Raw genomic sequence first — 21,887 nt, 5'->3', positions numbered from 1 at the left:
ATGACACTCGCAGCCGCGCCGACGACCTCCATCGCTGCACCCGTCGACGCCGTGGACGCCGCGCGCGTCCTCGGCGGGTGTCGTGGTCCCGGGGCGTCGGCGCGGCTGCGGGAGTCGGGACTGCTCGATCTGACCCTCCTACCCGCCGAGGCGGGAGTCATGCCCTCGACCGCGGCCGAGGTGGTCCGCACCGTCGCGGTGTCCCACCTCGCTCTCGCCCGGAGCGTGCGACGAGCGTTGCTCGTCGGGGACCACGCCGTCGGCCATGACCTCGTCGCCCGTCTGCTGGACATCGCACTCGAGGCGGGTTCCGCCGCCGCCGCGCTGCACGGTGCTGTCGCCGCCGCCCGGGACGATCGCCGGTCCGCGGGCGCCCGGCGTCGTCTCGGCGAGCTGTCGGTGGCCGTGGCGGCCGCCGAGTCCACCCTGGCTGCCGCGGGTTCTGCCGTCGACGCGGTACGCACCTCCGCCGACGACCCCGCACTGCTGGGCGACGAGGCAGTCGTCGCTCTCAGCACCGCGTCGGTCCTGGCGTCCCGTGCCGCGGCCGACACCTCCCACGCTCTCATCGACCTCGGTGAGCCCGACGGTCCCGAGGGCGCCGACGACCTCGACGTCCTGGGCGTCTGGGCACTCACCGGTCGCGTCGCGGGCTAGCCGGACGGCGGGGGCCCGCGAACCCTGCCGGATGTCCGATTGCTGCTCTACGCTCGTCATCCATGACGACCTCGATCTCGACCGACGCGGAGTTCCTGGAGATCACCGAGCCGTATCGGCGCGAGATCATGGCGCACTGCTACCGGATGATGGGCAGTCACCACGACGCCGAGGACCTCGTCCAGGAGACCTACATCCGCGCCTGGCGCGGGTACGCCGGGTACGACCAGCGGGCGTCGGTCCGCACGTGGCTGCACAAGATCGCCACCAACACCTGCCTCACCGCGCTGGAGAGCAAGAAGAAGCGGCCGCTCCCGTCGGGGCTCGGCGGCGACGCCGACGACCCGAGCGACACCCTCGTCGTCGACAAGGAGGTGCCGTGGCTCGAACCGTGGGCCGGCACCGACGAGGTCACCCCCGCCGACACCGCCGACCCGGCGACCGTCGTCGACTCCCGCGAGTCGATCCGCCTCGCCTTCATCGCCGCCCTGCAGCACCTGCCGGAACGGCAACGGGCCGTGCTGATCCTGCGTGACGTTCTGGCGTGGCGTGCGGCGGAGGTCGCCTCCGCGCTCGACCTGTCCGTCGCGACGGTGAACAGCCTGCTGCAGCGGGCACGTCAGCAGGTGAAGGACAATGCACCACAGCGGGATTTGACTCGCGAGCCCGAGGACGCGGTCCAGCGCGAGACCCTCGCCCGCTATGTCGCGGCGTTCCAGGACTACGACGTGGACGCGATCGTCGAGATGTTCACCGAGAAGTCCATCTGGGAGATGCCGCCGTTCACCGGCTGGTACGAGGGCGCGGAGGCCATCGGCACCCTCATCCGGAAGAACTGCCCGGCGGAGAAGGCCGGCGACCAGATCCTGCTGCCGACCGTCGCGAACGGTCAGCCCGCGTACGGGCTGTACATGCTGGACAAGGAATCCGGCGAGCACCTGCCGTTCCAGCTGCAGGTGCTGGAGCTGTCCGCCGACGGCCGGACCGTCGACCACGCGGTCGTCTTCTTCGACGACGACACCGAGGCACTGTTCGCGCGGTTCGGGCTGCCCGCGCGGCCACCGGTGACGGGCGAGCAGGCCTGACCGGTCACTCCCCCGGCATCTGCGACGGGTCCATCCACACGACCTCCCACGCGTGACCGTCGAGGTCGACGAAGCTGCGGCCGTACATGAAGCCGTGGTCCTGGGGCTCGTCCCAGTGTGTTCCGCCGGCGGCGAGTGCGGCGTCGACGAACGAGTCCGCGTCCTCCCGGGACTCGGCCGAGAGCGCGAAGAGGGCCTCGCGACCGGTCGACGTGTCGGCGATCCCGCCCGTCGTGAGGAAGGACCGGAATCGTTCCGTCTGCAGCATCATCACGGTCGTCTGATCGTTGACCACCACGCTGATGGTGGTCTCGTCGGAGAAGGCCTCGTTGATCTCGAACCCGAGGCCGGTGAAGAACGTGCGCGACGCGGTGACGTCGGCGACGGGGAGGTTGACGAACAGCATGCGGGACATCGAGGGCTCCTTGCGGTAGGTGGTGTGGTCACCCCTACTGACCACCACCCCAGGGGGAACTCATCGCGGTCTCCGACTTCCGCCGGATGCGGATCGCCGCGACGATGGGCGACGATGTCCGGGTCATGACTCTGCCGTCGCCCTACCCGAGCACCCCCGCGCCGGATCCCGTGCGCGAGCGGCGTCCGTGGTTGCCCGGCGTCGTGCAGGCCGAGCTCGACGGCGATCCCCGCCCGCTGCGGGGCCGACGGACCGCGCGAGACCTCGTCGTCGACGCACTCGTCATCGTCCTCGCCGCGGCGATCGGCGTGCTGGCGGCGGTCCCCGGGGTCGGAGGCAGCACCCTCGCGCTCTGGCCGGATCTCGTCATCGGGGCGACATCGTGTCTCGCGCTGGCGTGGCGACGGCGGTGGCCTCTCGGCCTGGCCCTGGTCACCAACCTGATCTGCATCCCGTTCACCGCGGTCGCCGGTGCGGCGTACCTCGCGTCGTTCTCGCTCGCCGTCCACCGACCGCTGCGGTACGCGATCCCCGTCGGCGTGCTGGGTCTCGTCGCGGCCCAGCTGAACCTGGTTCTCGTCGCCCATGTCGGCGGAATCGCGTTCTGGATCACCTTCGCGTTCAGCGTGCTGCTCACCGGCGGCGCGATCGGATGGGGGACGTCGGTGCGCAGCCGTCGACAACTCCTGATCTCGTTGGCGGAGAGGGCCAACCGCGCGGAATCCGAGCAGCGGGAGCGACTCGCCGCGGCGCGAGCCGCCGAGCGGGAGCGCCTGGCGCGGGAGATGCACGACGTGCTCGCGCACCGGATGAGCCTCCTGTCGGTGCACGCCGGCGCGCTCGAGTACCGACCCGATGCGCCGCCCGAGGACATCGCCCGCGCGGCGGGCGTGATCCGCGGCGGGGTACACCAGATGTTGGAGGACCTCCGCGACGTGATCACCATGCTCCGCGACAGCACCGACGACCTCACGGCGCAGCCGCACTCCCTCGCCGACGTCGAGAACCTGCTCACCGAGTGCCGGGGGACCGGCGCGACGATCACACCGCACATCGAGATCGACGATCCGACGCACATCCCCGGGGTCGTCGGACGAGCCGCCTATCGCGTCGTCCAGGAGGGACTCACCAACGCGCGCAAACACGCCGGGGCGGTCCCCGTCTCCGTCGACGTCGTCGGTGGGCCCGGACATGGTCTGCGCGTGACGGTCAGCCAGCCGCTGAACCGCTCCGCCGACCATCGACCGATCCCCGGCACGGGGACAGGACTGACCGGGCTGGAAGAGCGGGTGACACTCGCCGGCGGGACGCTGACCCACGGCGTCGTCGACCACCGGTTCGTCCTCGACGCCCGGTTGCCGTGGCACACAGGGGCCGTCGCGTGATCCGGGTGCTGCTCGTCGACGACGAGTGGTTGGTCCGAGCGGGGATCCGCACGATGATCGGGGGTGAGCCGGACATCGAGGTGGTCGGCGAGGCCGCCGACGGGGCGGGCGTCGTCGACCTCGTCCTGGAGACGAACGCGGACGTGGTGCTGATGGACCTGCGGATGCCACAGGTGAACGGCATCGACGCGACCTTGGCGATCCGCGATCTCCCCGACCCGCCGCACGTCGTCGTCCTCACGACGTTCGACGCCGACGACCTCGTGGTGCGGGCGCTGCGGGCGGGGGCGTCGGGGTTCCTGGTGAAGGACACCCCGCCCGGCGACCTCGTCGCCGCGATCCGCGCGGTGCACGCGGGCGATCCCATCCTGTCCCCCGCGGTGACCCGACGGCTGATCGACCGGGTGACCGGTCCCGAGCGTGACGACCGGACGAGCGCGGCGCGTGGCCAGCTGAAGAAGCTGACCGCGGGGGAACTGCGGGTGGCGACCGCCCTCGCCCAGGGGCTGTCGAACGCCGACATCGCGCGGGAGCTGTTCGTCACGGTCGCGACCGTGAAGAGCCACATCTCGCACATCCTCGACAAGCTGAACCTCACCAACCGGGTGCAGATCGCCCTCGTCGTGCACGACGCGGGACGCGACGGCACCGACGCACCCGCCTAGCGGTCAGGTGGGAAGGTGGATCAGGCGACGGCGCGGATCGCGGTGGTGCGGACTGGGGCCGCGGCAGGCGCGGGACGTGCCACGGCGCCGGCCATCTCGGTGAGCAGATCGACCAGCTCGCCGCCGAGTGCGCGGGTCACGGCGCCGACGACCTCCGACGAGGCCTCCTTGCGTCCGCGTTCGACCTCGGAGAGGTAGGTCATGGACACGCCGGCACGGTCGGCCACGTCCTTGAGAGTCCGCTGCTGACGCTGACGGGCGGCGCGGAGCGTGGCACCGAGGAGCTCGCGGAGCAGCGGGGCGGCGACCGGCGCGGCGACGTCCTCGTCCGCGGGAACCACATGCAGATCGGTCATCGGTGCCTCCTTCTCGCGCGTGCGCGTCCGTCCCGAGCAGGGACCTTCCCGCCACCGTAGTGGTGACGGCGCGGCCGGCGCCGCGCGCGACACCCCGTTTCGCTCACAGCGGATCGAGTACGGCCTCGAACGGGCGGGGCGCCGGGGGCCGTGACCCTGCGCGGGCGGGTCGCCTGTCCGCGCGGTCAGCCGCGCCGCTACGACCGGGTCCGCTCGTACTCGGCGACTCGGACGAAGCCGTATGCAGCGCACCCGATGTACAGGCCGACCCACCCGGCGGTCCAGAGTGCCACCCGACTGCGGACCAACGACTTCACACGTGACATGACTTCCCCTGTGACAACACCCTGGGTGACGACACCCCGGACCGACATTCGACGAACAGTCATCCATTTTTCCCACTGATGTGGTTGCTTCACAACTGATTCGACGGTGCACGCACCCGGGCGGGCCGTTCGCTCACCGAGGGCCGGTCGAAGCGCCCTCGACGCGGTGCGCGAGTCCGTCGAGGAGCACCGACAACCCGTAGGCGAGTTCGTCGTCGTAGAACGTCGACGCGTCCCCGGCGGCGATCTCGGTGGCCGCCGCGGCCAGCGCCGGCAGACGACCGGAGTCCCCGACGAGGGCGAGGATTCCCGTCTCGTACGAGCGGTCGTCGGGCGGGCGCGTCCCGTCAGGACGCAGCGCACCGAGCTGGGCCGCCTGCCGCACATGGTTGCGCACGAACCCGTCGAGGACGAGCAGTGAACTCAGGACGGCCCGGGCTGGCAGGCCGGTCCCCGCGAAGGCCGCGACGCCGGCGTCGGTCCACCCGAGGACGTTCGGGGTCGCCGGCGGCGTGGTGAGCGGGATCTCGACGATCCAGGGTCGCGCCGACAGCCCGGTGGCGACCGCCCGCGTCCACGAATCGACGCGGTCACGCCAGGTGTCGCCCACGGCGACGTGGTCGGGACACGGCCCATATCCCTCATCGAGCACGACGGCCAGCAACTCGTCCTTGCTGTCGACGTAGCGATAGAGCGACATCGTCGTCATGCCGAGCTCCTGCGCGACCGCCTTCATGGAGATCGCGTCGGGTCCGCCGCGGTCCGCCAACCGGACGCCCGCCGCCCCGATGTCCCGGATCCCGACACCCGGTTTGGGCCCTCGACGGGTGCCTGTCGACCGTTCCCACAGCAGTTCGAGGTAGCGGGGGATCACCACGTCGTCGCTGCTCACGGGCTCAGTCTAACAAACTGCTTGCGGTGTACGCAGAAACCGTCCTAGTGTGCGTACGTCATAAACAGTGGATGTAATACACAGTGAGGACCAGCGATGACGACCACCCGTTCCTCCTGGTGGGGCCTCCTGGCCCTCTGCCTGCCGATGCTGATCGTCTCGATGGACGTGTCGGTGCTGTTCTTCGCCGTGCCGGACATCGCCGCCGACCTGCGACCCTCCCCCGCCCAGCAGCTCTGGATCTTCGACGTCTACGGGCTGGTCCTGGCCGGACTGCTGCTCACGATGGGGGCCGTCGCCGACCGCGTGGGCCACCGGCGGCTGCTGGTGATCGGCGCGATGCTCTTCTCCGGCGCCTCACTGCTCGCCGCGTTCTCGACCAGTGCGGAGATGCTGATCGGTGCGCGGGCGATCCTGGCCGTCGGAGGCGCGACGCTGATGCCGTCGACACTCGCGCTGATCCGCCACCTCTTCGTCGACGACGCCGCCCGCGCCACGGCCATCGGTGCGTGGTCGGCCGTGATGGCGGGCGGGGTCGCCGTCGGGCCGATCGTGAGTGGGCTGCTGCTGGAGCATTTCTGGTGGGGCTCGGTGTTCCTGATCAACGTGCCCGTGATGGTCGCCCTGCTGATCGCCGCGCCCGTCCTCCTTCCGGGCGGGACGGGTGATCGGACACGGCGGATCGATGTCGTCAGCGCCGCGCTGGCGTTGGGCGCGATCCTGCCGACCGTGGGCGCCGTGAAGGCGCTCGGGACCGACGGGCTCACCCCCACCGCGCTCGCGGTGCTGACCGCGGGTCTCGCGCTCGGTGTGGTGTTCGTGCAGCGTCAGCTCGTCCTCAGCCACCCGCTGATGGAACTGCGACTGTTCTCCGACCGACGGTTCGCCGCGTCCATCGCCGTCAACCTCATGGCGATGCTCGGGGTCGTCGGGAACGCCGTGCTCGTCACGCAGTACCTGCAGTCGGTGCTGGGCTACTCGCCGTTGACCGCGGCGCTGTGGAGTCTCGCACCGACGGTCGTCGTGGCCGTGGTCGCGCCCACGTCGACGACCGTCGCGGCGCGGTTCGGCCGGCCCGCGGTGATGGCCGGCGGACTGGTCGTCGCGGCGTCGGGCTTCCTGACGACCTGGGGCGGGGGCACGTCGTCGCTGTGGGTGATGCTGGCCGCCAGCACGCTGATCGCCGGCGGGCTCGTCGCCTCGGCGACCGTCGTCGCCGACCACGTCGTGGGCGTGGCTCCTGCCGATCGGGCGGGGGCCGTCGCCGGGATGCTCGAGACGAGCAGCGAACTCGGCGGGGCGATCGGCATCGCCGTGCTGGGCACCGTGCTCACCGCCGTCTACCGCGCCACCGTCGACACGTCGGTGCCCGGCGTGACAGGCCCCGCGGCCGACGGATTGGGCGGGGCGGTCGCGACCGCGGACCGGATCGGCGGCGACGCCGGTCGAGCCGTCCTCGACGCGGCACGCACCGCATACGTCGACGGACTGCACGTCGCGGCGACGTGCGCCGCGGTGGTGCTGGCGACCGTCGCCGTGATCACCTGGCGCACAGGGTGTCCCTCGTTCGAGTCAACCTCGCCGAACAACCCCCGGCGAGAGGTCGCGCGGGACTAGATTTCGGCGGTCGTCGAGAAAGGACACACCATGCACTCCATGCTCATTCGAGGCCTGCACGTGACGGTCCTGGCCCTGGCCTCCCTTGTTGCCGTGGTCGGCCTCGCCGCCGTCGGTGCGGGTTCGGCAGGCGCCGCCACCGTGACCAAGGTCTTCTACATCAACGCGAAGACCGCGGGCGCGAACGGGAACTTCTTCGACACCGGCATCACCCTGCCCGCCGGTGCGAGCGCCACCGTCAGCGCGTCGGGCTCCACGAAGTTCGACCCGAACTACCCGAGCGCGGGTCCCGACGGATCGGGATACGTGTGCACCAACAGCCAAGCCGGTTGCGCACTGCTCAACGCGCCGTACCTCGCGCTGATCGGCAAGGTCGGCGACCAGGCTCCGACCCTGGTCGGCTCCGGTCCGACCACCGTGACCGGACCCGGTCGTCTGAAGCTCGCGATCAACGATGCATTCGACGGCTACTACAACAACTCCGGCCGCTACCGCGTCGCGATCACCTACACGCGGACGTGCCCGGGGCTCATCTGCGTCGGGTGACCTCGCAGACCATGATGGGCGCATGGGAGTCGTCTACCTCGTCCGTCATGGTCAGGCCCACGCGAAGGCGTACGGGTCGCTCGCCGAGGCACAGTCCTCGGCGGGCGGCCTGACCGACGTGGGGGCCGATCAGGCCCGCCGGGCAGGTCGAGCCCTGGCGACTCGGATCGACCGTGTCGACCACGCCGTCGCGGGGTCCCTGGCACGTCAGCAGCAGACCCTGCGCCACCTGCTCGAGGGGTTCGCCGACGCCCCCGAACCAGGCGTCGACGCCGGGTGGGACGAGTACGACCTCGGGGCGATCGCGACCGGTGGCGAGTCCGGGGGGAACGTCCACGGGGCGGGCTTCCAGGCCCGGTTGGACGACGACCTCCGACGATGGACCGCCGGTGAGACGACCGGGGGCGAGTCGTACCGGGACTACCGCGCTCGAGCGGATCGAGCGCTGGAAGCGGTGGCCGTTCATGCCGGCTCGGGGCAGACCGCCGTCGCGGTGTCGTCTGCGGGAACGATCGCCGCGGTACTGGCGACGCTCTGGGGCCTCGACGACGAACGGTGGCTCGCCGTGGCCCGGACGATGATCAACACCTCCGTCACGAAGCTCATCGCCGGCCGCTCGGGGATGTCCGTCGTGTCGGTCAACGACCATGCCCACGTCGACCTCGTCGACGACCGAAGTGTGATGACGTTCCGGTGAGCGGCGACGAACTCCCCGTCCTCGAGTACCTCCGACGACACGTCGCCGGGACGCTCGGTCCGGACGACCGGACGTTTCTGCGCTACCCCACCGCGATCTCCCGCCTCCTCGGGTTCGAGATCACCGAGATCGACGCCGGCACCGCCACGCTCACCGTCGTCACCAGCCAAGAACTCCACAGCAACCAGCAGGGCACCGTGCACGGCGGGTTCGTCGGCGAGCTGGCCGACGCGGCGATCGGCACGGCGCGGTCGACGACCATCTCGCCGGGCGAGTCGTTCACCAGCATCGATCTGCACATGACGTTCCTGCGGCCGATGTTCGCCGGAACCCTCTTCGCGCGGGCGTACCCGACCCACATCGGCTCGACGGTTCAGCACTACGCCTGCGAGATCACCCGCGAGGACGGCAAGATCATCGCCACGGCGACGAGCACAGTGCTGACGTTGCGTGGCGAGAAGGCGGTCGGACGATGAGCAGGACGAACCTGTCGATGTCGATCTCTGCGGACGGCTACGTCGCCGGTCCCGACCAGAGCGCCGACAACCCGCTCGGTGTCGGTGGGCCGGCTCTCCACCGGTGGCACATCGGCCCCGACGCAGAGCACCCCGTCAACCAGCAGGTCATGTCGGACATGATGGACGGGATGGGTGCGACCATCATGGGCCGCAACATGTTCGGACCGATCCGGGGCGAGTGGGGCGACTCGGACTGGCGCGGCTGGTGGGGTGACGAACCCCCGTATCACTGCCCGGTGTTCGTGCTGACGCATCACGCCCACGACCCGATCGAGATGGAAGGTGGCACCACCTTCCACTTCGTCACCGACGGCATCGAGTCCGCCTACCGCCAGGCGGTCGACGCCGCCGGTGGGCAGTCCATCTCGATCGCGGGCGGCGCATCGTGCGCCCGGCAAGCCATCGCAGCCGGGCTCGTCGACGAGATCGACCTTCAGGTGAGCGGTGAGATCCTGGGCGGCGGTGAACGCCTCCTCGACGGATTCCCGCCGGGCACACCAAGACTCGAGCTCGCTCGCGTCCTCGAGGCACCTCCCCACACGGTGCATCTCCGCTACCGCGTCATCCGCTGACCGTCTGTTGGGCGGTCGGAACCGTCTGTTGGGCAGTTGGAACAGTCCATTGGGCGATCGCCTGGGCACCTGACGGGATCCGGTTCGCGTCGGCCCTCCCACTGAAGCGTCCCGGCTGCCCGACGAACGGTTCCAGTCGCCCAGCGAACGGTTCCGGGTGCCCGACGAACGGTTCCGGCTGCCCGACAGACGGGGCCGGTTCAGCTCAGGGCGCGCAGTCCCGCCGCCATGAACTCGGCGGTCGCCTCGGCGGCCTTCTCCGCACCCTCACCCGACGACGACCCCTGCAGGGCGCGGTAGGCGATGCCCTCGCCGATCACGCCGAGCTTGAAGTTGGCCAGCGCGAGATAGAAGTCCCAGTGAGCCATCTCGACACCGGCGGCGGTCGCGTACCGCTGTGCGAGCTCATCGGTGTCGGGGTATCGCGAACTGGTCCAGGCCGCCGAGAGCCCCAGCACCCGGTCGAAGATGGGCTGGCGGTAGACGCACATCAGCGCGACGTCGGTGATCGGGTCACCCAGGGTCGACATCTCCCAATCCACCACGGCACGAACGACTCCTGGGTCGTCGGCGTCGAGGATGGTGTTGTCCACACGGAAGTCCCCGTGCACGATCGCGTTCGCGGAGTCGGTCGGGATGTTCTCCGCCAGCAGGCCGGCGAGCCTCTCCACGTCCGGCAGTTCGCGGGTCTTCACCAACCCCCACTGCCGCGTCCAGGTCTTCACCTGACGCGCGACGAACCCCTCCGGACGACCGAACTCGCCGAGCCCGACGGCCTGGTGGTCGACCGCGTGCAGATCGGCCAGCGTCCGGATCAACGCGTCCACGTTGCGGTCCACTGCGACGTCGTCGAGCGCATCGAGTTCCGACGCACTGCGGATCACCGTGCCCTCGACGAACTCGACGACGGTGCAGGGCGCTCCGAGGACGGCGCCCTCGGCGTCGAAGGCGACCGTCCGCGCGACCGGGACCGCCGTGCCCTGCAGGGCCTGCGTGACCGTCCACTCCCGGTTCATGTCGTGCGCCGACGGCGTCAGGCCGGACGTCGGCGGACGACGCACCACCCACTTCGTGGTGCCGTCGGTGACACCGAAGGTGAGGTTCGACCGGCCGCCCGAGATCAGGTGCACGTCCAGCTCACCCGCGACTTCGACGCCCGAGTCGACGAGGAACTTCTGCAGCGCAACCGGATCCATGCCCGGTAGTGACTCCGTGGTGGTCACCGCGACGCCTGCGACTGCTGCTTCTTCGCGGCCCGCCCGACCGCGCGCTTCGCGATCGCCCAGCGATGCACCTCCGAGGCACCGTCGTAGATGCGGAAGGGGCGCAACTCGGCCTGCAGCCGCGCGAGCGGCAGGTCGTCGGTGACGCCGGACCCACCGCACATCTGGATCGCGCGATCGACGACGCGCGAATATGCCTCGGCGGCAAAGGTCTTGGCGATCGACGTCTCGTTGCTGGCGTGGTGGCCGAGATCCAGTTCGTGGCAGGCCTTCACCAGCAGGGCCCGCGATGCGGCGAGGTCGATCTCGTTGTCGGCCACCATCTGCTGGATCATGCCGAGGTCACCGAGACGACCACCGAACGCCCGTCGGCGCGCGACGTAGTCGACGCCGACCTCGTGGGCGCGGACGGCCACACCCAACCAGCGCATCACGTGCGTCATCCGCGCCGGACCGAGACGGACCTGCGCATAGCGGAAGCCCTCGTCCACCTCGCCGAGGACGTTCTCGTCGGGGACGAACAGCTCGCGGAACCGGATCTCGCAGTGCCCGCCCAGACCCGCACGGTCGGTGGTGCCCATGTGCCGCACGATCTCGATGCCCTCGTCGGGTGCCGGCGCGAGGAACATCGTGGCACCGCCGCTCTCACCTGGCGAGCCCGACGTGCGCGCCATGATGATGAAGAAGCCCGCACCGTCGGCGCCGGTGATGAACCACTTGTGCCCGGTGATGGACCACCCGCCGGGGACGCGTGTCGCCGCGGTCGTCAGCGCCGAGGGATCCGATCCCGCACCGGGTTCCGGCTCGGTCATCGCGAACGCCGACCGCACGTCGCCGGCGGCGAGCGGAGCGAGGAACTGCTCCTTCTGCGCAGGCGATGCGATGTGGGCGAGCATGTGGACGTTGCCCTCGTCGGGGGCACCGATGTTCAGTGCGATCGGACCGAACACCGACCGGCCACCCGCCTCGAAAACCGGCGCACGGTCGGACATGTTCAGCCCGAGGCCGCCGTACTCGACGGGGGCGTGCGGCGCGAACACGCCTGCGGCCTTGGCCTTCTCCTGCAGTTCGATCCGCAGATGCTCCCCGCCGGCCTTCTCGAAGTCGCCGTCGAACTCCTCCTCGACGGGCAGGACGACATCGGCGACGAACGCCTCCGTCGCGGCGATCGTCTTCTGGACCTCGTCGTCGTACCGCAAGTCCACGGCCATGGTCAGATCCCTTCGTCGGAGTGTGGTGTCTGTCGATCCCCGGTGTAGCCGACGGCCGCGAGAGCGATCCGCCCGAAGCGGGCGACGATCTCCTCGGCGGAGAGTCGGCCGTCGGGGCGATACCAGGTGGACACACCGACGCACATCGTGGTGATGGCGCGTCCCGTGTCCTTCGGGTCCCCGGTGACGAACACACCGGCGCGGACACCGTCGCGGATGAGGTCGTCGACGATGCCCTGCAGCTTGCGGCGCTTCTGTGTGTAGATCGGACGGTAGTCGGGCTCGAGGCTGCGGATCTCGGACGAGCCGATGAACGCCTGTGCGCGCCGGTGGATGTGGAACTGGAGCAGCACCTCGACGACGGCGTCGTACCGGTCGACCGGGTCGTCGCCGGTCGCGGCGAGCGCGCTCTCCGTCCGCCATGTCAGGTCGTTCATCGTCATCTCGAGCAGGCCCTGCAGCAACGACTGCTTCGACGGGTAGTGGTGGTAGAGCCCCGGGACCGACAACCCGGCTCGTCCGGCGATCTCACGGACCGACGTCCCGTGGTACCCCTGCTCCTCGAATGCCGCGAGCGCTGCCGCCAGGGGTGCCGACAACTCCGACCGCTCGTAGTCGTGCCACGGCTCCGTCACGGTCGCACGCGGCTCGTCGGTCATGGGTTCAACTTAGCCCGGGGAGGCGGCGTCGTGACCCAGGACCCTACCGAGCGTTCGCACGGGTGCCGCCCCGGTTCGCTGACCTGCGCGTCACGTGCCGCAGAACGTGCGAAAGCCGTCGGAGAAGCCGTCCGGGGCGGGCAGCGCGAACCGGGGGTCGGCGGGCGCGTCGTAAGGGTGGGTGACCGCCGCGAACAGAGCGTGGAACGGGGCCATGTCGCCGTGCTCGCCGGCCCGCAGCGCCTCGTCGACGAGGTGGTTGCGCGGGACGACGATCGGGTTCACGGTGTCCATCGCGTCGGCCGTCGCAGCGGTCGCGCGGTCGCCCAGGACCGTGAACCACCGATCGCGCCAGGCGCGGGTCGCGTCGGCCGGAGCCAGGGACGACGTCTCCGTCGGCTCGTGGCCGGACGCGTGCGCCCACAGGTCTACCGACAGCGCGCGGAAGAACCCGGTGTGGTCGACGCGCTGCTCCCGCATCAGCGTCTCGAGGTCGGTGAGCAGAGCCGACTCGGCGTCGTCGAGAGGCGACGGGTCGTCACCGACGCGGAGTCCGATCTTGCGGGCGCTCACCGCCGCGAAGTGGTGTTCGTAGCGGGCCGCGTACGTCGAGAGCGATTCCGTCAGCCGGGCGATGGCCGCGTCGGCGTCGACCTCGCCGTCCTCCTGTGCGCCCACCAGTGGGATCAGCGCCTCGGCGAGGCGGGCCAGGTTCCAGCCGATCACCGCCGGTTGGTTGCCGAACGCATATCGGCCGACGGTGTCGATGGAGCTGAACACGGTCGCCGGGTCGTGGGCGTCGAGGAAGGCGCAGGGACCGTAGTCGATGCTCTCGCCGGAAATCGTCGTGTTGTCGGTGTTGAGGACACCGTGGATGAAGCCGACGCCCATGTACTGCGCGATCAGCGACGCCTGCGCGTCGAGAACGCGTTCGAAGAACGCGATCACGCGGTCGCCGACGTCGTCGATCTCGAGCAGGTCGGGGTGGTGACGGGCGATCGCGTAGTGGGTGAGGTCCACGACCAGCGGGCCGCGACGGACCGCGAACTCGAAGCTACCCACCCGCAGATGGCTCGACGCGATCCGCGCCAGCACCGCACCCGGCTCCGGGGTCTCACGCTGCACGGATTGCCCCGTCGAGGTGACGGCCAGCGATCGCGTCGTGGGGACGCCGAGCGCATGCATCGCCTCCGACACGAGGTACTCGCGCAGCATCGGGCCCAGCACCGCCTTGCCGTCACCGCCGCGGGCGAACGGTGTGCGCCCGGATCCCTTGAGGTGCAGGTCCCGTCGGGTGCCGTCGTGGTCGACGAGCTCGCCGAGCAGCAGCGCGCGACCGTCGCCGAGGAGTGGGGAGAAGTTGCCGAACTGATGGCCCGAGTAGGCCATCGCGACGGTGGTCGTGTCGGCGGGAGGGGCCGACCCGGCCAGCAGGGCCGCGCCGTCGGCAGTGCGCAACCGCTCGGGATCGAGACCCAGTTCCCGCGCGAGCGGTTCGTTCAGGACGACGATCTCGGGGTCGGGCACGACATCGCCGGACCACGGCACGTACATGCCCTCGAGGTCGCGCACGAAGCTCGTGTCGAGCTCGACGATGCCGCGTATCGCGGTGGGGGCAGTCACCTCGACCAGGGTAGCCACGCACGACGCCGGTGACACCGCCGCGCTGCAACGCCCTGCAACGGTGTCGACCCTGCTGTCCCCGCGCCTACGGTCCGCTGACACCACCACCGCAGGAGGACTCATGAGGGCAGCGCGTTTCCACGGTCGCAAGGACATCCGCATCGAGGACGTCGCCGAGCCCGAGCTCCGTCCCGGCACGGTCGCGATCGACGTCGCCTGGTGCGGCATCTGCGGCACCGATCTGCACGAGTACCTCGAGGGCCCGATCTTCATCCCCGCGCACGGCCACCCCCATCCGCTGACCGGCGAGGACACCCCCGTGACGATGGGGCACGAGTTCTCCGGCACCGTCTCGGCACTGGGTGACGGTGTCGACGACCTCGCCGTGGGCGACGGGGTCGTCGTCGAGCCGTACGTGGTGTGCGACGAGTGCCCTCCCTGCCGCGAGGGCAACTACCACCTCTGCACCCGCATGGGGTTCATCGGACTCGCCGGGGGCGGTGGCGGGCTCAGCGAGAAGGTCGTCGTACCGCGGCGCTGGGTGCATCCCGTCGGCGACATGCCCCTGGACCAGGCGGCTCTCATCGAGCCGTTGTCCGTGGCGCACCACGCCGTCGAGCGCAGCGGGGCCCGGGCGGGGCAGACGGCTGTCGTCGGCGGCTCGGGTCCGATCGGGCTGCTGGTCGCGGCGGTGCTGCGCGGCATGGGCGTGACGGTCGTCGTCTCCGAGGTCAGCTCCGCGCGCATCGAGCGGGCGCAGGCAGTCGCCGACCACGTCCTCAACCCGCGCGACGGCGCGATCGGTGAGCGCGTGCGTGAGCTGACCGACGGGCTCGGCGCCGACCTCGGCTTCGAGTGCGCCGGCGTGAACGCCGTCCTCGACGACGTGCTCGACGCGGTCCGCCCGGCGGGCATCGTCGTGAACGTGTCGATCTGGGGCGCCCCGGCGACCGTCGACATGCAGAAGCTCGTCCTCAAGGAGATCGACCTGCGCGGCACCATCGCCTACGTCCGCGACCATGCCGCGGCGATCGCTCTCGTCCAGGACGGGACCGTCGACCTCGCGCCGTTCATCACCGGACGGATCGCCCTCGACGACCTCGTCGAGGACGGTCTGCACACCCTCATCGACCACACCGACACCGCGGTGAAGATCTTGGTCAGCCCATCGGCGTGACGCTCAGAACCCGCCGGCCACGCGCACCAGAGTGCGGCCGATCCGCTCACCGCGCGTGATCTCGGCGAGGGCGGTGTCGACGTCGGACACGGCCACCTCGGTGGTGATCCGGTCGAGGTGGGGCGGTCGCAGGTCGTCGGCCAGACGAGCCCACAGCGCGCGGCGGGTGTCGATGGGCGCCTGCACCGAGTCGATGCCGAGCAACGCGACACCGCGCAGGATGAACGGCATCACCGTCGTCGGCAGGCCTGCCCCACCGGTCAGCCCGCTGGCCGCGACGGCGCCGCCGTAACGGATGGTCGAGAGCACCCACGCCAGCGTCGACCCGCCGACACAGTCGACGGCGGCCGCCCAGGTCTCGCTGCCGAGCGGCTTGATCTTCGCGTCGGGATCCTCGGGCACGCGGCCGATCACCTCGGCGGCGCCGAGCTCGGTGAGCAGGTCGCGGGCGTGGTCCTTGCCGGTCGACGCGACGACCTCGTAGCCCAGACCGGCCAGCAGGTCGACCGCCACGATGCCCACGCCGCCGGTTGCGCCGGTGACGAGGACCTTGCCGTCCTCGGGCCGCAGTCCACGGTCGACGAGGGCGGCGACGCTCATCGCCGCCGTGAAGCCGGCGGTGCCGATCGTCGCGGCCTGCGCCGGGGTGAGTCCGTCGCCGAGGGCGACGACCTGCTCGGCGGGTCCGGCCGCGAGTTCGGCGTAGCCGCCGTGGCGGGACACGCCGGTCTCGTAGCCGTGGAGCAGGACAGGGTCGCCGGGAGCGAACGACGGGTCGTCGCTCGACGCGACCGTGCCGGCGAGGTCGATGCCGGGGACGATCGGGTAGTTCCGGACCACGCCACCCTTCGGCGTGATCGCCAGTGCGTCCTTGTAGTTCACCGACGAGTGGGTGACGTCGATGCGGACCCCACCCTCGGGCAGGAAGTCGTCGTCCACGGTCTCGGTGTGCAAGGTGATGCCGCCGTCGGATTCGTGGGCCACGCGCGCGGAGAAGGTGCTCATGCGATCGACGCTAGCGTGTGGGCGTGCGCAGCTACGACGACATCGTGATCGGGGCCGGCCACAACGGTCTGACCGCGGCCGCCTACCTCGCACGGGCCGGGCGCCGGGTGCTGGTGCTCGAGCGATCGGATCACGTCGGCGGGGCGGCGATCTCAGCCGAGGTGTTCCCCGGTGTCTCGGCGAGGTTGTCGCGGTACTCGTATCTGGTGTCGCTGTTGCCGGGGCACGTCATCGCCGATCTCGACCTCGATCTGCGGCTCGTCCGACGCCGGTACTCGTCGTACACACCGCTTCCCGGCGATCCCGGCCGCGGCATCCTCGTCGACGCGCAGGACGACGACGTCACGCGATCGTCCTTCCGGGAAGCGACCGGATCCGACACCGACTTCGCTGCGTGGCAACGGTTCTACGAGTCGATGGGTGACGTCGCGCAGCGGCTGTTCCCGACGATGACGCGGCCGCTGCTCTCGACGGACGCGGCACGGGGCCTCATCGGAGATGTGTGGACCGACCTCGTCGAACGGCCGCTCGGCGACTGGCTGCGGCGGGAGTTCGTCGACGACACCGTCCGCGGGATCGTCGCGACCGACGCGCTCATCGGGACCTTCGCCGACCTCGACGACCCGACGCTGCGCCAGAACATCTGCCTCCTGTACCACCTCGTCGGCAACGGGACCGGGGACTGGGACGTACCTGTCGGGGGCATGGGCGCCGTGACCGGCGCGCTCGCCCGCGCCGCGCTCGATGCGGGCGCCGAGATCGTCACCGGCGCCGAGGTGGTCGGTGTCGACCCGGGCGACGGTGCCGTGTCCTGGCGCACGGTGGTCGGTGGCGACGAGGCGCGCGGATCGTCGGTGCACGCGGCCTGCGCTCCCGCCGTCCTGAACACGATGCTCACCGAACCCGTTGCGACGGAGAGCGATCCGCGTGGCGCGCAGCTCAAGGTGAACCTGCTGCTGACGCGGCTTCCCCGGCTCGCCGACCCCGCCGTCGATCCCGTCGCCGCGTTCTCGGGCACCTTCCACGTCAACGAGGGGTTCGACCAGCTCCGGACCGCCTGGCGGCAGGCGTCGGCCCGACAGATCCCCGACGTCCCGCCGTGTGAGATCTACTGCCACACCTTGTCCGACCGCAGCATCCTCGGCCCGGGGACGGACGGCATGCAGACGCTGACGCTGTTCGGACTGCACATGCCGCCGGAGCTGTTCGACCGTCCCGGCGCCCGGGACGATGCGCTCACCGCGACGCTGCGATCGCTCGACTCGGTCCTCGCGGAGCCGGTGATGGACGTCGTCGCGCGCGACGGCAACGGCGACCCGTGCGTCGAGGTGCGCACCCCGCGCGACCTCGCGCAGTCGCCCGGTCTGCCCGGCGGCCACATCTTCCATCGGTCGCTGCAATGGCCGTGGGCGGAGTCCGCCGACGAGGTCGGGACGTGGGGTGTGGAGACCCGCCACCCCCGGCTGAGCATCGCCGGCGCGGGCGCCCGACGCGGCGGCGGCGTCAGCGGCATCCCCGGCCACAACTCCGCCCGCTGGGCCCTGCAGTAGCCATCACCCGCCCGCCGGTCCCGTTCGTCGGGCAGCAGGAGCCGTTCGTTGGGCACCAGGAACCGTTCGTTGGGCGGTCGGAGCAGTTCGTTGGGCGGTCCGACAGGCGCGAGGGGCTCCCCGATGCGAGCATGTCGGCATGAAGCCGGCCGGCGATCTCACGGTCTGTGTGGCTCAGCCCGCCGCCGCAGGAGACCTGTCGTCGATGGTCGGCGAGCACGCTCGCATGGTCCTCGGCGCAGGGGCCGACCTGGTCGTGTTCCCGGAGCTGTCGTTGACCGGGTACCACCTGCAGTCCGACTGTCTCGACCCCGGCCGAGGAAGCGTCCTCGACGAGCTGGTCGCCGCATGTGAGGAGACGGGGTCGACCGCGCTGGTGGGCGCTCCGGTCAGGGAGGGACGGCTCGTCCACATCGCGACCCTTCGCGTCGACGCGAGCGGATCGCACGTCGCCTATCGCAAGTGCAATCTCGGCGACGAGCAGGCAGCGCGGTTCAGCCGGGGGCCTGGCCCGGCGGCGATCGACCTCCGTGGGTGGAGGGTCGGCCTCGGAATCTGCAGGGACACCGGTGTCGCCGAGCATGTCGAGGCGGTCGCGGACCTCGGCATCGATCTGTACGCATGCGGCGTGGTCCATCACCGGGGCGAGGTCGACGAGCAGATGCGTCGAGCGACGCACATCGCGCAGCGGTGTTGGTCCTACGTGGTGATGGCGAGTCACGCCGGACCGACCGGGCACGGCTACGACGACACGGCGGGCAACTCCGTGGTCGTGGATCCGACCGGCAGACTGGTGACCCGCGCCGACGACGCACCCGGTACGACGATCACTGCGCTGCTCGAGCCTCGATCCAGCACCCTCTGAGCCGATTCCGGGCTCCGACAGATCGTCCCTGCTGACCGACGAACGGTTCCGGACGCCCGACAGACGGAGGGGTCTCAGGCGGGGTCGGAGGTCTCGCGCCGCAGGACCGGGAGGACGTGGTCGACGAAGAGCGGGGCGAGGTCGTCACGGTGATCGTCGCCGACGTCGTGCCAGCGCAGTTCGTCGATCTCGGCGGCGACCGCGATGTGCGATCCGTCGCCATCGACCGTCCCACAGTCGAAGACGTCGGCCAGCAACACCGTGTCGGCCTCGTTGGCGGCGACCGCCTCGATACGGCCCCACGACGTGACCACCCGAGGATCGAGGTCGATCCCGACCTCCTCGGCGATCTCCCGGACCACGGTGTCGAGCGGCGTCTCGCCCGGCTCGGGCTTCCCGCCGGGCATCATGAACCGGCTCGTGCCCCGTTTGCGGACGAGAAGGATGCGTCCGGTCGCGTCGCGGATGATCGCGGCGCTGACGACGATGGGGTCAGTGCCCACCGGCGAGGTTTTTGTTCACCAGGCGGGTGAGGAAGATCGGCGAGAACCGCGACCCGGCCTGCAGGACGCGCGTCTGCGTACCCACCGTGTAGTGCACCTGGTGGATCACCTTGCTGAACAGGTTGGGCTCGGCCGCCTCGAGGATGCGGTCGGCGACGTCCTGCGGCCCGAGCTTGATGCCCAGACGGTCGGTGGTGCCGGTCTTGATGTTCGCGGTCATCGCGGTCTGCACGTAGAGCGGCCAGATCGCGACCACGCGGATGCCGTGGCCACCCCACTCGATGTCGAGGGCCTCGGTGATGGACCGGACGAAGTGCTTGGTGGAGCTGTAGTTGGCGAGCTCCGCCTGTCCGTAGATGGCTGACGCCGACGCGAGGTTGATGGCCACCGAGTTCTTCGTCGCCTTGAGGTAGGGGAACGCCGCGTGCAGGCCGTTCACGACGCCCTTGCAGTTGATGTCGATCTCCTTGTGGAGCGTCGAGACCTTGATCTCCTCGAACTTGCCGGCGATGAGGATGCCCGCGTTGTTCAGCATCACGTCGAGGCGACCACCGGTGGTGTCGGTGAACTCCTTCAGGCGCTCGGCGAACTCGTCGGCGTCGGTGACGTCGAGGTGACCGACGACCGCGGTGGTGCCGAGGTCCTCGATCTCGTCCTTCAGCGACTTCAGTCCGACCTCGTCGATGTCGTACCCACCGACGGTGTAGCCCTTGCGGGCGAAGGAGAGAGCGGTCTTGCGGCCGATGCCCGCCGCCGCTCCGGTGATGAACACGCTCTTCCTCGAGGCCATGGCCGCATTCTCACACGAGCGCGTGTCAGATGACAACGCGCGGGCGGGCGATCGCCCACCTCGCGCGCGTTACGCTGTCGGGCGATGTCCACCACAGATCTGCCCATCGAGACCCGCCGCCTCGTCGGCTGGAGTCGCACCACCCCGATCCTGGGTGACGTCCTGTCGACCCCCGACGTCGAGGTGGTCGCGGAGGCAGTCGCCCGCGTCGCCGACGCCGAGGCCGACAAGCCGTCGTATCTGCGTCGCGGCGTCATCGCCCGCGGTCTGGGCCGGTCCTACAACGAGTCGGGCCAGAACTCCGGCGGCCTCACCGTCGACATGACGCGCATCCGTCGGATCCACTCGATCGACGAGGCGACCGGCATCGTCGACGTCGACGCCGGTGTCAGCCTCGACGCGCTCATGCAGGTCGCGCTGCCGTTCGGGCTCTGGGTCCCGGTGCTCCCGGGCACCCGTCAGGTGACCATCGGTGGCGCGATCGCCCACGACATCCACGGCAAGAACCACCACAGCCAGGGCAGCTTCGGCAACCACGTCGTCGAGATGACTCTCCTCGTCGCCGACGGACGGGTCCTCACCCTCACACCGGGCGGGACGCCCGACGACCCCGACGGCTCGATCTTCTGGGCCACCATCGCCGGCATCGGGCTCACCGGCATCATCCTGCGCGCGAGGATCCAGATGAAGCGGACCGAGAGCGCCTACTTCATCGCCGACACCGCGCGCACGAACTCCCTGCAGGAGACCATCGACCTGCATCTGGCCGACGGCTTCGAGGACGGCTACGAGTACGCGTCGGGCTGGTTCGACTCGATCAGCGCGCCGCCGAAGCTCGGCCGGGGAACGTTCTCGCGCGGCAACCTCGCCCGCGTCGACGAGCTGCCCGCGAAGCTGCAGCAGGATCCGTTGTCGTTCAACAACAAACCGCTGGTGCGGTTCCCCGACATCTTCCCCCGCGGGCTGGCGAACAAGGCGAGCTTCTCGCTGGTCGGCGAGGCCTACTACCGCATCGGGCCGCCGAGCGAGGGCAAGGTCAAGAACCTCGCGGGCTTCTACCACATGCTCGACGTGTTCGGTGACTGGAACAACGCCTACGGCCGTGGCGGCGGCTTCTGCCAGTACCAGTTCATCGTGCCCACCGGGAACGAGGCGGAGTTCACGCGCACCATCGAGTTCGTGCAGGCGTCGGGGCACGTCAGCTTCCTCAACGTCATCAAGCTGTTCGGCGAGGGCAACCAGGCGCCGCTGTCCTTCCCGTTCAAGGGCTGGAACGTCTGCCTCGACTTCCCGGTCAAGCGCGGCCTCGCCGAGTTCCTCGACGACCTCGACCGTCGCGTGATGGCGATGGGTGGTCGCCTCTACACCGCCAAGGACTCGCGCACCAGCGCCGAGTCGTTCCACTCGATGTACCCGCGGATCGACGAGTGGATCGCCGTGCGTCGCCGGATCGACCCTGACGGCGTCTTCATGTCGGACATGGCGCGTCGTCTCGAACTCGCCTGAGCCACACTGCCGCTCGACACACGTCACCGCATCCGGGAGAGGAC

At 70.2% G+C, this 21,887-nt stretch carries 23 protein-coding genes; 13 read left to right on the top strand and 10 right to left on the bottom strand.

Annotation, left to right across the window (positions count from 1 at the left end; translation table 11 throughout):
• Both Q1A98_RS03515 and Q1A98_RS03510 read left to right on the top strand, forming a co-directional pair.
• A complete protein-coding gene (locus Q1A98_RS03515) occupies positions 1-657 on the top strand; it encodes a hypothetical protein (RefSeq protein ID WP_299569902.1) in 657 nt (218 codons plus the stop codon).
• Positions 658-719: 62 nt separating this feature from the next.
• The gene (locus Q1A98_RS03510) at positions 720-1,742 is read left to right on the top strand and encodes a sigma-70 family RNA polymerase sigma factor (RefSeq protein ID WP_299569900.1); all 1,023 of its coding nucleotides are present in this window, start codon (positions 720-722) and stop codon (positions 1,740-1,742) included.
• Positions 1,743-1,746: 4 nt separating this feature from the next.
• Here the strand turns inward: Q1A98_RS03510 and Q1A98_RS03505 are convergent, their stop codons facing one another.
• On the bottom strand, positions 1,747-2,157 hold the full coding sequence (locus tag Q1A98_RS03505) for a VOC family protein (RefSeq protein ID WP_299569899.1): 411 nt from the start codon (positions 2,155-2,157) through the stop codon (positions 1,747-1,749).
• A 125-nt stretch (positions 2,158-2,282) separates the two neighbouring features.
• Here Q1A98_RS03505 and Q1A98_RS03500 point away from each other — a divergent pair, with 125 nt between their 5' ends.
• Positions 2,283-3,542 (top strand): histidine kinase, encoded by a 1,260-nt coding sequence (locus Q1A98_RS03500; protein ID WP_299569897.1) that lies wholly within the window; start codon positions 2,283-2,285, stop codon positions 3,540-3,542.
• A complete protein-coding gene (locus Q1A98_RS03495) occupies positions 3,539-4,207 on the top strand; it encodes a response regulator transcription factor (protein ID WP_299569896.1) in 669 nt (222 codons plus the stop codon). The genes Q1A98_RS03500 and Q1A98_RS03495 overlap by 4 nt, the downstream gene beginning before the upstream one ends.
• Positions 4,208-4,227: 20 nt before the next feature.
• Here the strand turns inward: Q1A98_RS03495 and Q1A98_RS03490 are convergent, their stop codons facing one another.
• The gene (locus Q1A98_RS03490) at positions 4,228-4,563 is read right to left on the bottom strand and encodes a helix-turn-helix transcriptional regulator (protein ID WP_299569895.1); all 336 of its coding nucleotides are present in this window, start codon (positions 4,561-4,563) and stop codon (positions 4,228-4,230) included.
• A gap of 459 nt (positions 4,564-5,022) precedes the next feature.
• Complete coding sequence (locus Q1A98_RS03485) at positions 5,023-5,781, bottom strand: TetR/AcrR family transcriptional regulator (RefSeq protein WP_299569894.1); 759 nt, start codon at positions 5,779-5,781, stop codon at positions 5,023-5,025.
• 96 nt (positions 5,782-5,877) lie between these two features.
• Here Q1A98_RS03485 and Q1A98_RS03480 point away from each other — a divergent pair, with 96 nt between their 5' ends.
• The 5 genes from Q1A98_RS03480 (at position 5,878) to Q1A98_RS03460 (ending at position 9,731) form a co-directional block, all read left to right on the top strand.
• On the top strand, positions 5,878-7,398 hold the full coding sequence (locus Q1A98_RS03480; RefSeq protein ID WP_299569892.1) for an MFS transporter: 1,521 nt from the start codon (positions 5,878-5,880) through the stop codon (positions 7,396-7,398).
• A gap of 39 nt (positions 7,399-7,437) precedes the next feature.
• Positions 7,438-7,944 (top strand): hypothetical protein, encoded by a 507-nt coding sequence (locus Q1A98_RS03475; RefSeq protein WP_299569890.1) that lies wholly within the window; start codon positions 7,438-7,440, stop codon positions 7,942-7,944.
• Between the two features lie 22 nt (positions 7,945-7,966).
• Positions 7,967-8,641, top strand: a complete 675-nt coding sequence (locus tag Q1A98_RS03470; RefSeq protein ID WP_299569889.1) for a histidine phosphatase family protein — start codon at positions 7,967-7,969, stop codon at positions 8,639-8,641.
• Positions 8,642-8,718: 77 nt separating this feature from the next.
• Positions 8,719-9,117 (top strand): PaaI family thioesterase, encoded by a 399-nt coding sequence (locus Q1A98_RS03465; RefSeq protein ID WP_366943346.1) that lies wholly within the window; start codon positions 8,719-8,721, stop codon positions 9,115-9,117.
• Complete coding sequence (locus Q1A98_RS03460) at positions 9,114-9,731, top strand: dihydrofolate reductase family protein (protein ID WP_299569885.1); 618 nt, start codon at positions 9,114-9,116, stop codon at positions 9,729-9,731. The genes Q1A98_RS03465 and Q1A98_RS03460 overlap by 4 nt, the downstream gene beginning before the upstream one ends.
• Positions 9,732-9,931: 200 nt before the next feature.
• On the opposite strand, the gene Q1A98_RS03455 is transcribed toward Q1A98_RS03460, so the two are convergent.
• The 4 genes from Q1A98_RS03455 to Q1A98_RS03440 all read right to left on the bottom strand — a co-directional run bounded on the left by Q1A98_RS03455 (position 9,932) and on the right by Q1A98_RS03440 (position 14,447).
• The gene (locus tag Q1A98_RS03455) at positions 9,932-10,927 is read right to left on the bottom strand and encodes a phosphotransferase family protein (RefSeq protein WP_299570545.1); all 996 of its coding nucleotides are present in this window, start codon (positions 10,925-10,927) and stop codon (positions 9,932-9,934) included.
• A gap of 23 nt (positions 10,928-10,950) precedes the next feature.
• Positions 10,951-12,165: an acyl-CoA dehydrogenase family protein gene (locus Q1A98_RS03450; RefSeq protein WP_299569883.1), complete on the bottom strand. Its 1,215-nt coding sequence runs from the start codon at positions 12,163-12,165 to the stop codon at positions 10,951-10,953.
• A gap of 2 nt (positions 12,166-12,167) precedes the next feature.
• Complete coding sequence (locus Q1A98_RS03445) at positions 12,168-12,824, bottom strand: TetR/AcrR family transcriptional regulator (protein WP_299569881.1); 657 nt, start codon at positions 12,822-12,824, stop codon at positions 12,168-12,170.
• A gap of 90 nt (positions 12,825-12,914) precedes the next feature.
• Complete coding sequence (locus tag Q1A98_RS03440; protein WP_299569879.1) at positions 12,915-14,447, bottom strand: protein adenylyltransferase SelO family protein; 1,533 nt, start codon at positions 14,445-14,447, stop codon at positions 12,915-12,917.
• A 121-nt stretch (positions 14,448-14,568) separates the two neighbouring features.
• Between Q1A98_RS03440 and Q1A98_RS03435 the strand changes: the two genes are divergently transcribed.
• Positions 14,569-15,624: a 2,3-butanediol dehydrogenase gene (locus tag Q1A98_RS03435; protein WP_299569877.1), complete on the top strand. Its 1,056-nt coding sequence runs from the start codon at positions 14,569-14,571 to the stop codon at positions 15,622-15,624.
• Between the two features lie 3 nt (positions 15,625-15,627).
• On the opposite strand, the gene Q1A98_RS03430 is transcribed toward Q1A98_RS03435, so the two are convergent.
• Complete coding sequence (locus Q1A98_RS03430; protein WP_299569875.1) at positions 15,628-16,629, bottom strand: acryloyl-CoA reductase; 1,002 nt, start codon at positions 16,627-16,629, stop codon at positions 15,628-15,630.
• A gap of 23 nt (positions 16,630-16,652) precedes the next feature.
• Between Q1A98_RS03430 and Q1A98_RS03425 the strand changes: the two genes are divergently transcribed.
• Together Q1A98_RS03425 and Q1A98_RS03420 are read left to right on the top strand one after the other, a co-directional pair.
• Positions 16,653-18,179 carry an NAD(P)/FAD-dependent oxidoreductase gene (locus Q1A98_RS03425; RefSeq protein WP_299569874.1) on the top strand — a complete coding sequence of 509 codons (1,527 nt, stop codon included), beginning with the start codon at positions 16,653-16,655 and terminating at the stop codon, positions 18,177-18,179.
• Positions 18,180-18,318: 139 nt separating this feature from the next.
• On the top strand, positions 18,319-19,044 hold the full coding sequence (locus tag Q1A98_RS03420; protein WP_299569872.1) for a nitrilase-related carbon-nitrogen hydrolase: 726 nt from the start codon (positions 18,319-18,321) through the stop codon (positions 19,042-19,044).
• Positions 19,045-19,118: 74 nt separating this feature from the next.
• Here Q1A98_RS03420 and Q1A98_RS03415 read toward each other — a convergent pair whose 3' ends face one another.
• Both Q1A98_RS03415 and Q1A98_RS03410 read right to left on the bottom strand, forming a co-directional pair.
• Positions 19,119-19,547 carry an NUDIX domain-containing protein gene (locus Q1A98_RS03415; protein ID WP_299569871.1) on the bottom strand — a complete coding sequence of 143 codons (429 nt, stop codon included), beginning with the start codon at positions 19,545-19,547 and terminating at the stop codon, positions 19,119-19,121.
• On the bottom strand, positions 19,537-20,337 hold the full coding sequence (locus Q1A98_RS03410) for an SDR family oxidoreductase (RefSeq protein WP_299569870.1): 801 nt from the start codon (positions 20,335-20,337) through the stop codon (positions 19,537-19,539). Before Q1A98_RS03410 ends, Q1A98_RS03415 begins: the two co-directional genes overlap by 11 nt.
• Positions 20,338-20,421: 84 nt before the next feature.
• Here Q1A98_RS03410 and Q1A98_RS03405 point away from each other — a divergent pair, with 84 nt between their 5' ends.
• On the top strand, positions 20,422-21,843 hold the full coding sequence (locus tag Q1A98_RS03405) for an FAD-binding oxidoreductase (protein WP_299569869.1): 1,422 nt from the start codon (positions 20,422-20,424) through the stop codon (positions 21,841-21,843).
• Positions 21,844-21,887: the final 44 nt, after the last annotated feature.

This window comes from uncultured Williamsia sp. (assembly GCF_947494875.1).
Lineage (GTDB): Bacteria > Actinomycetota > Actinomycetes > Mycobacteriales > Mycobacteriaceae > Williamsia_A.
This window is presented reverse-complemented; position numbering and strand designations above follow the sequence as displayed.

Bases quoted from the DNA above. Each gene is read 5' to 3' on its own strand.
- Q1A98_RS03430 (WP_299569875.1), bottom strand. From the start codon at position 16,629: ATGAGCACCTTCTCCGCGCGCGTGGCCCACGAATCCGACGGCGGCATC.
- Q1A98_RS03450 (WP_299569883.1), bottom strand. From the start codon at position 12,165: ATGGCCGTGGACTTGCGGTACGACGACGAGGTCCAGAAGACGATCGCC.
- Q1A98_RS03480 (WP_299569892.1), top strand. From the start codon at position 5,878: ATGACGACCACCCGTTCCTCCTGGTGGGGCCTCCTGGCCCTCTGCCTG.
- Q1A98_RS03410 (WP_299569870.1), bottom strand. From the start codon at position 20,337: ATGGCCTCGAGGAAGAGCGTGTTCATCACCGGAGCGGCGGCGGGCATC.
- Q1A98_RS03405 (WP_299569869.1), top strand. From the start codon at position 20,422: ATGTCCACCACAGATCTGCCCATCGAGACCCGCCGCCTCGTCGGCTGG.
- Q1A98_RS03420 (WP_299569872.1), top strand. From the start codon at position 18,319: ATGAAGCCGGCCGGCGATCTCACGGTCTGTGTGGCTCAGCCCGCCGCC.
- Q1A98_RS03475 (WP_299569890.1), top strand. From the start codon at position 7,438: ATGCTCATTCGAGGCCTGCACGTGACGGTCCTGGCCCTGGCCTCCCTT.
- Q1A98_RS03515 (WP_299569902.1), top strand. From the start codon at position 1: ATGACACTCGCAGCCGCGCCGACGACCTCCATCGCTGCACCCGTCGAC.
- Q1A98_RS03470 (WP_299569889.1), top strand. From the start codon at position 7,967: ATGGGAGTCGTCTACCTCGTCCGTCATGGTCAGGCCCACGCGAAGGCG.
- Q1A98_RS03455 (WP_299570545.1), bottom strand. From the start codon at position 10,927: ATGGATCCGGTTGCGCTGCAGAAGTTCCTCGTCGACTCGGGCGTCGAA.
- Q1A98_RS03500 (WP_299569897.1), top strand. From the start codon at position 2,283: ATGACTCTGCCGTCGCCCTACCCGAGCACCCCCGCGCCGGATCCCGTG.
- Q1A98_RS03510 (WP_299569900.1), top strand. From the start codon at position 720: ATGACGACCTCGATCTCGACCGACGCGGAGTTCCTGGAGATCACCGAG.
- Q1A98_RS03445 (WP_299569881.1), bottom strand. From the start codon at position 12,824: ATGACCGACGAGCCGCGTGCGACCGTGACGGAGCCGTGGCACGACTAC.
- Q1A98_RS03490 (WP_299569895.1), bottom strand. From the start codon at position 4,563: ATGACCGATCTGCATGTGGTTCCCGCGGACGAGGACGTCGCCGCGCCG.
- Q1A98_RS03435 (WP_299569877.1), top strand. From the start codon at position 14,569: ATGAGGGCAGCGCGTTTCCACGGTCGCAAGGACATCCGCATCGAGGAC.
- Q1A98_RS03505 (WP_299569899.1), bottom strand. From the start codon at position 2,157: ATGTCCCGCATGCTGTTCGTCAACCTCCCCGTCGCCGACGTCACCGCG.
- Q1A98_RS03460 (WP_299569885.1), top strand. From the start codon at position 9,114: ATGAGCAGGACGAACCTGTCGATGTCGATCTCTGCGGACGGCTACGTC.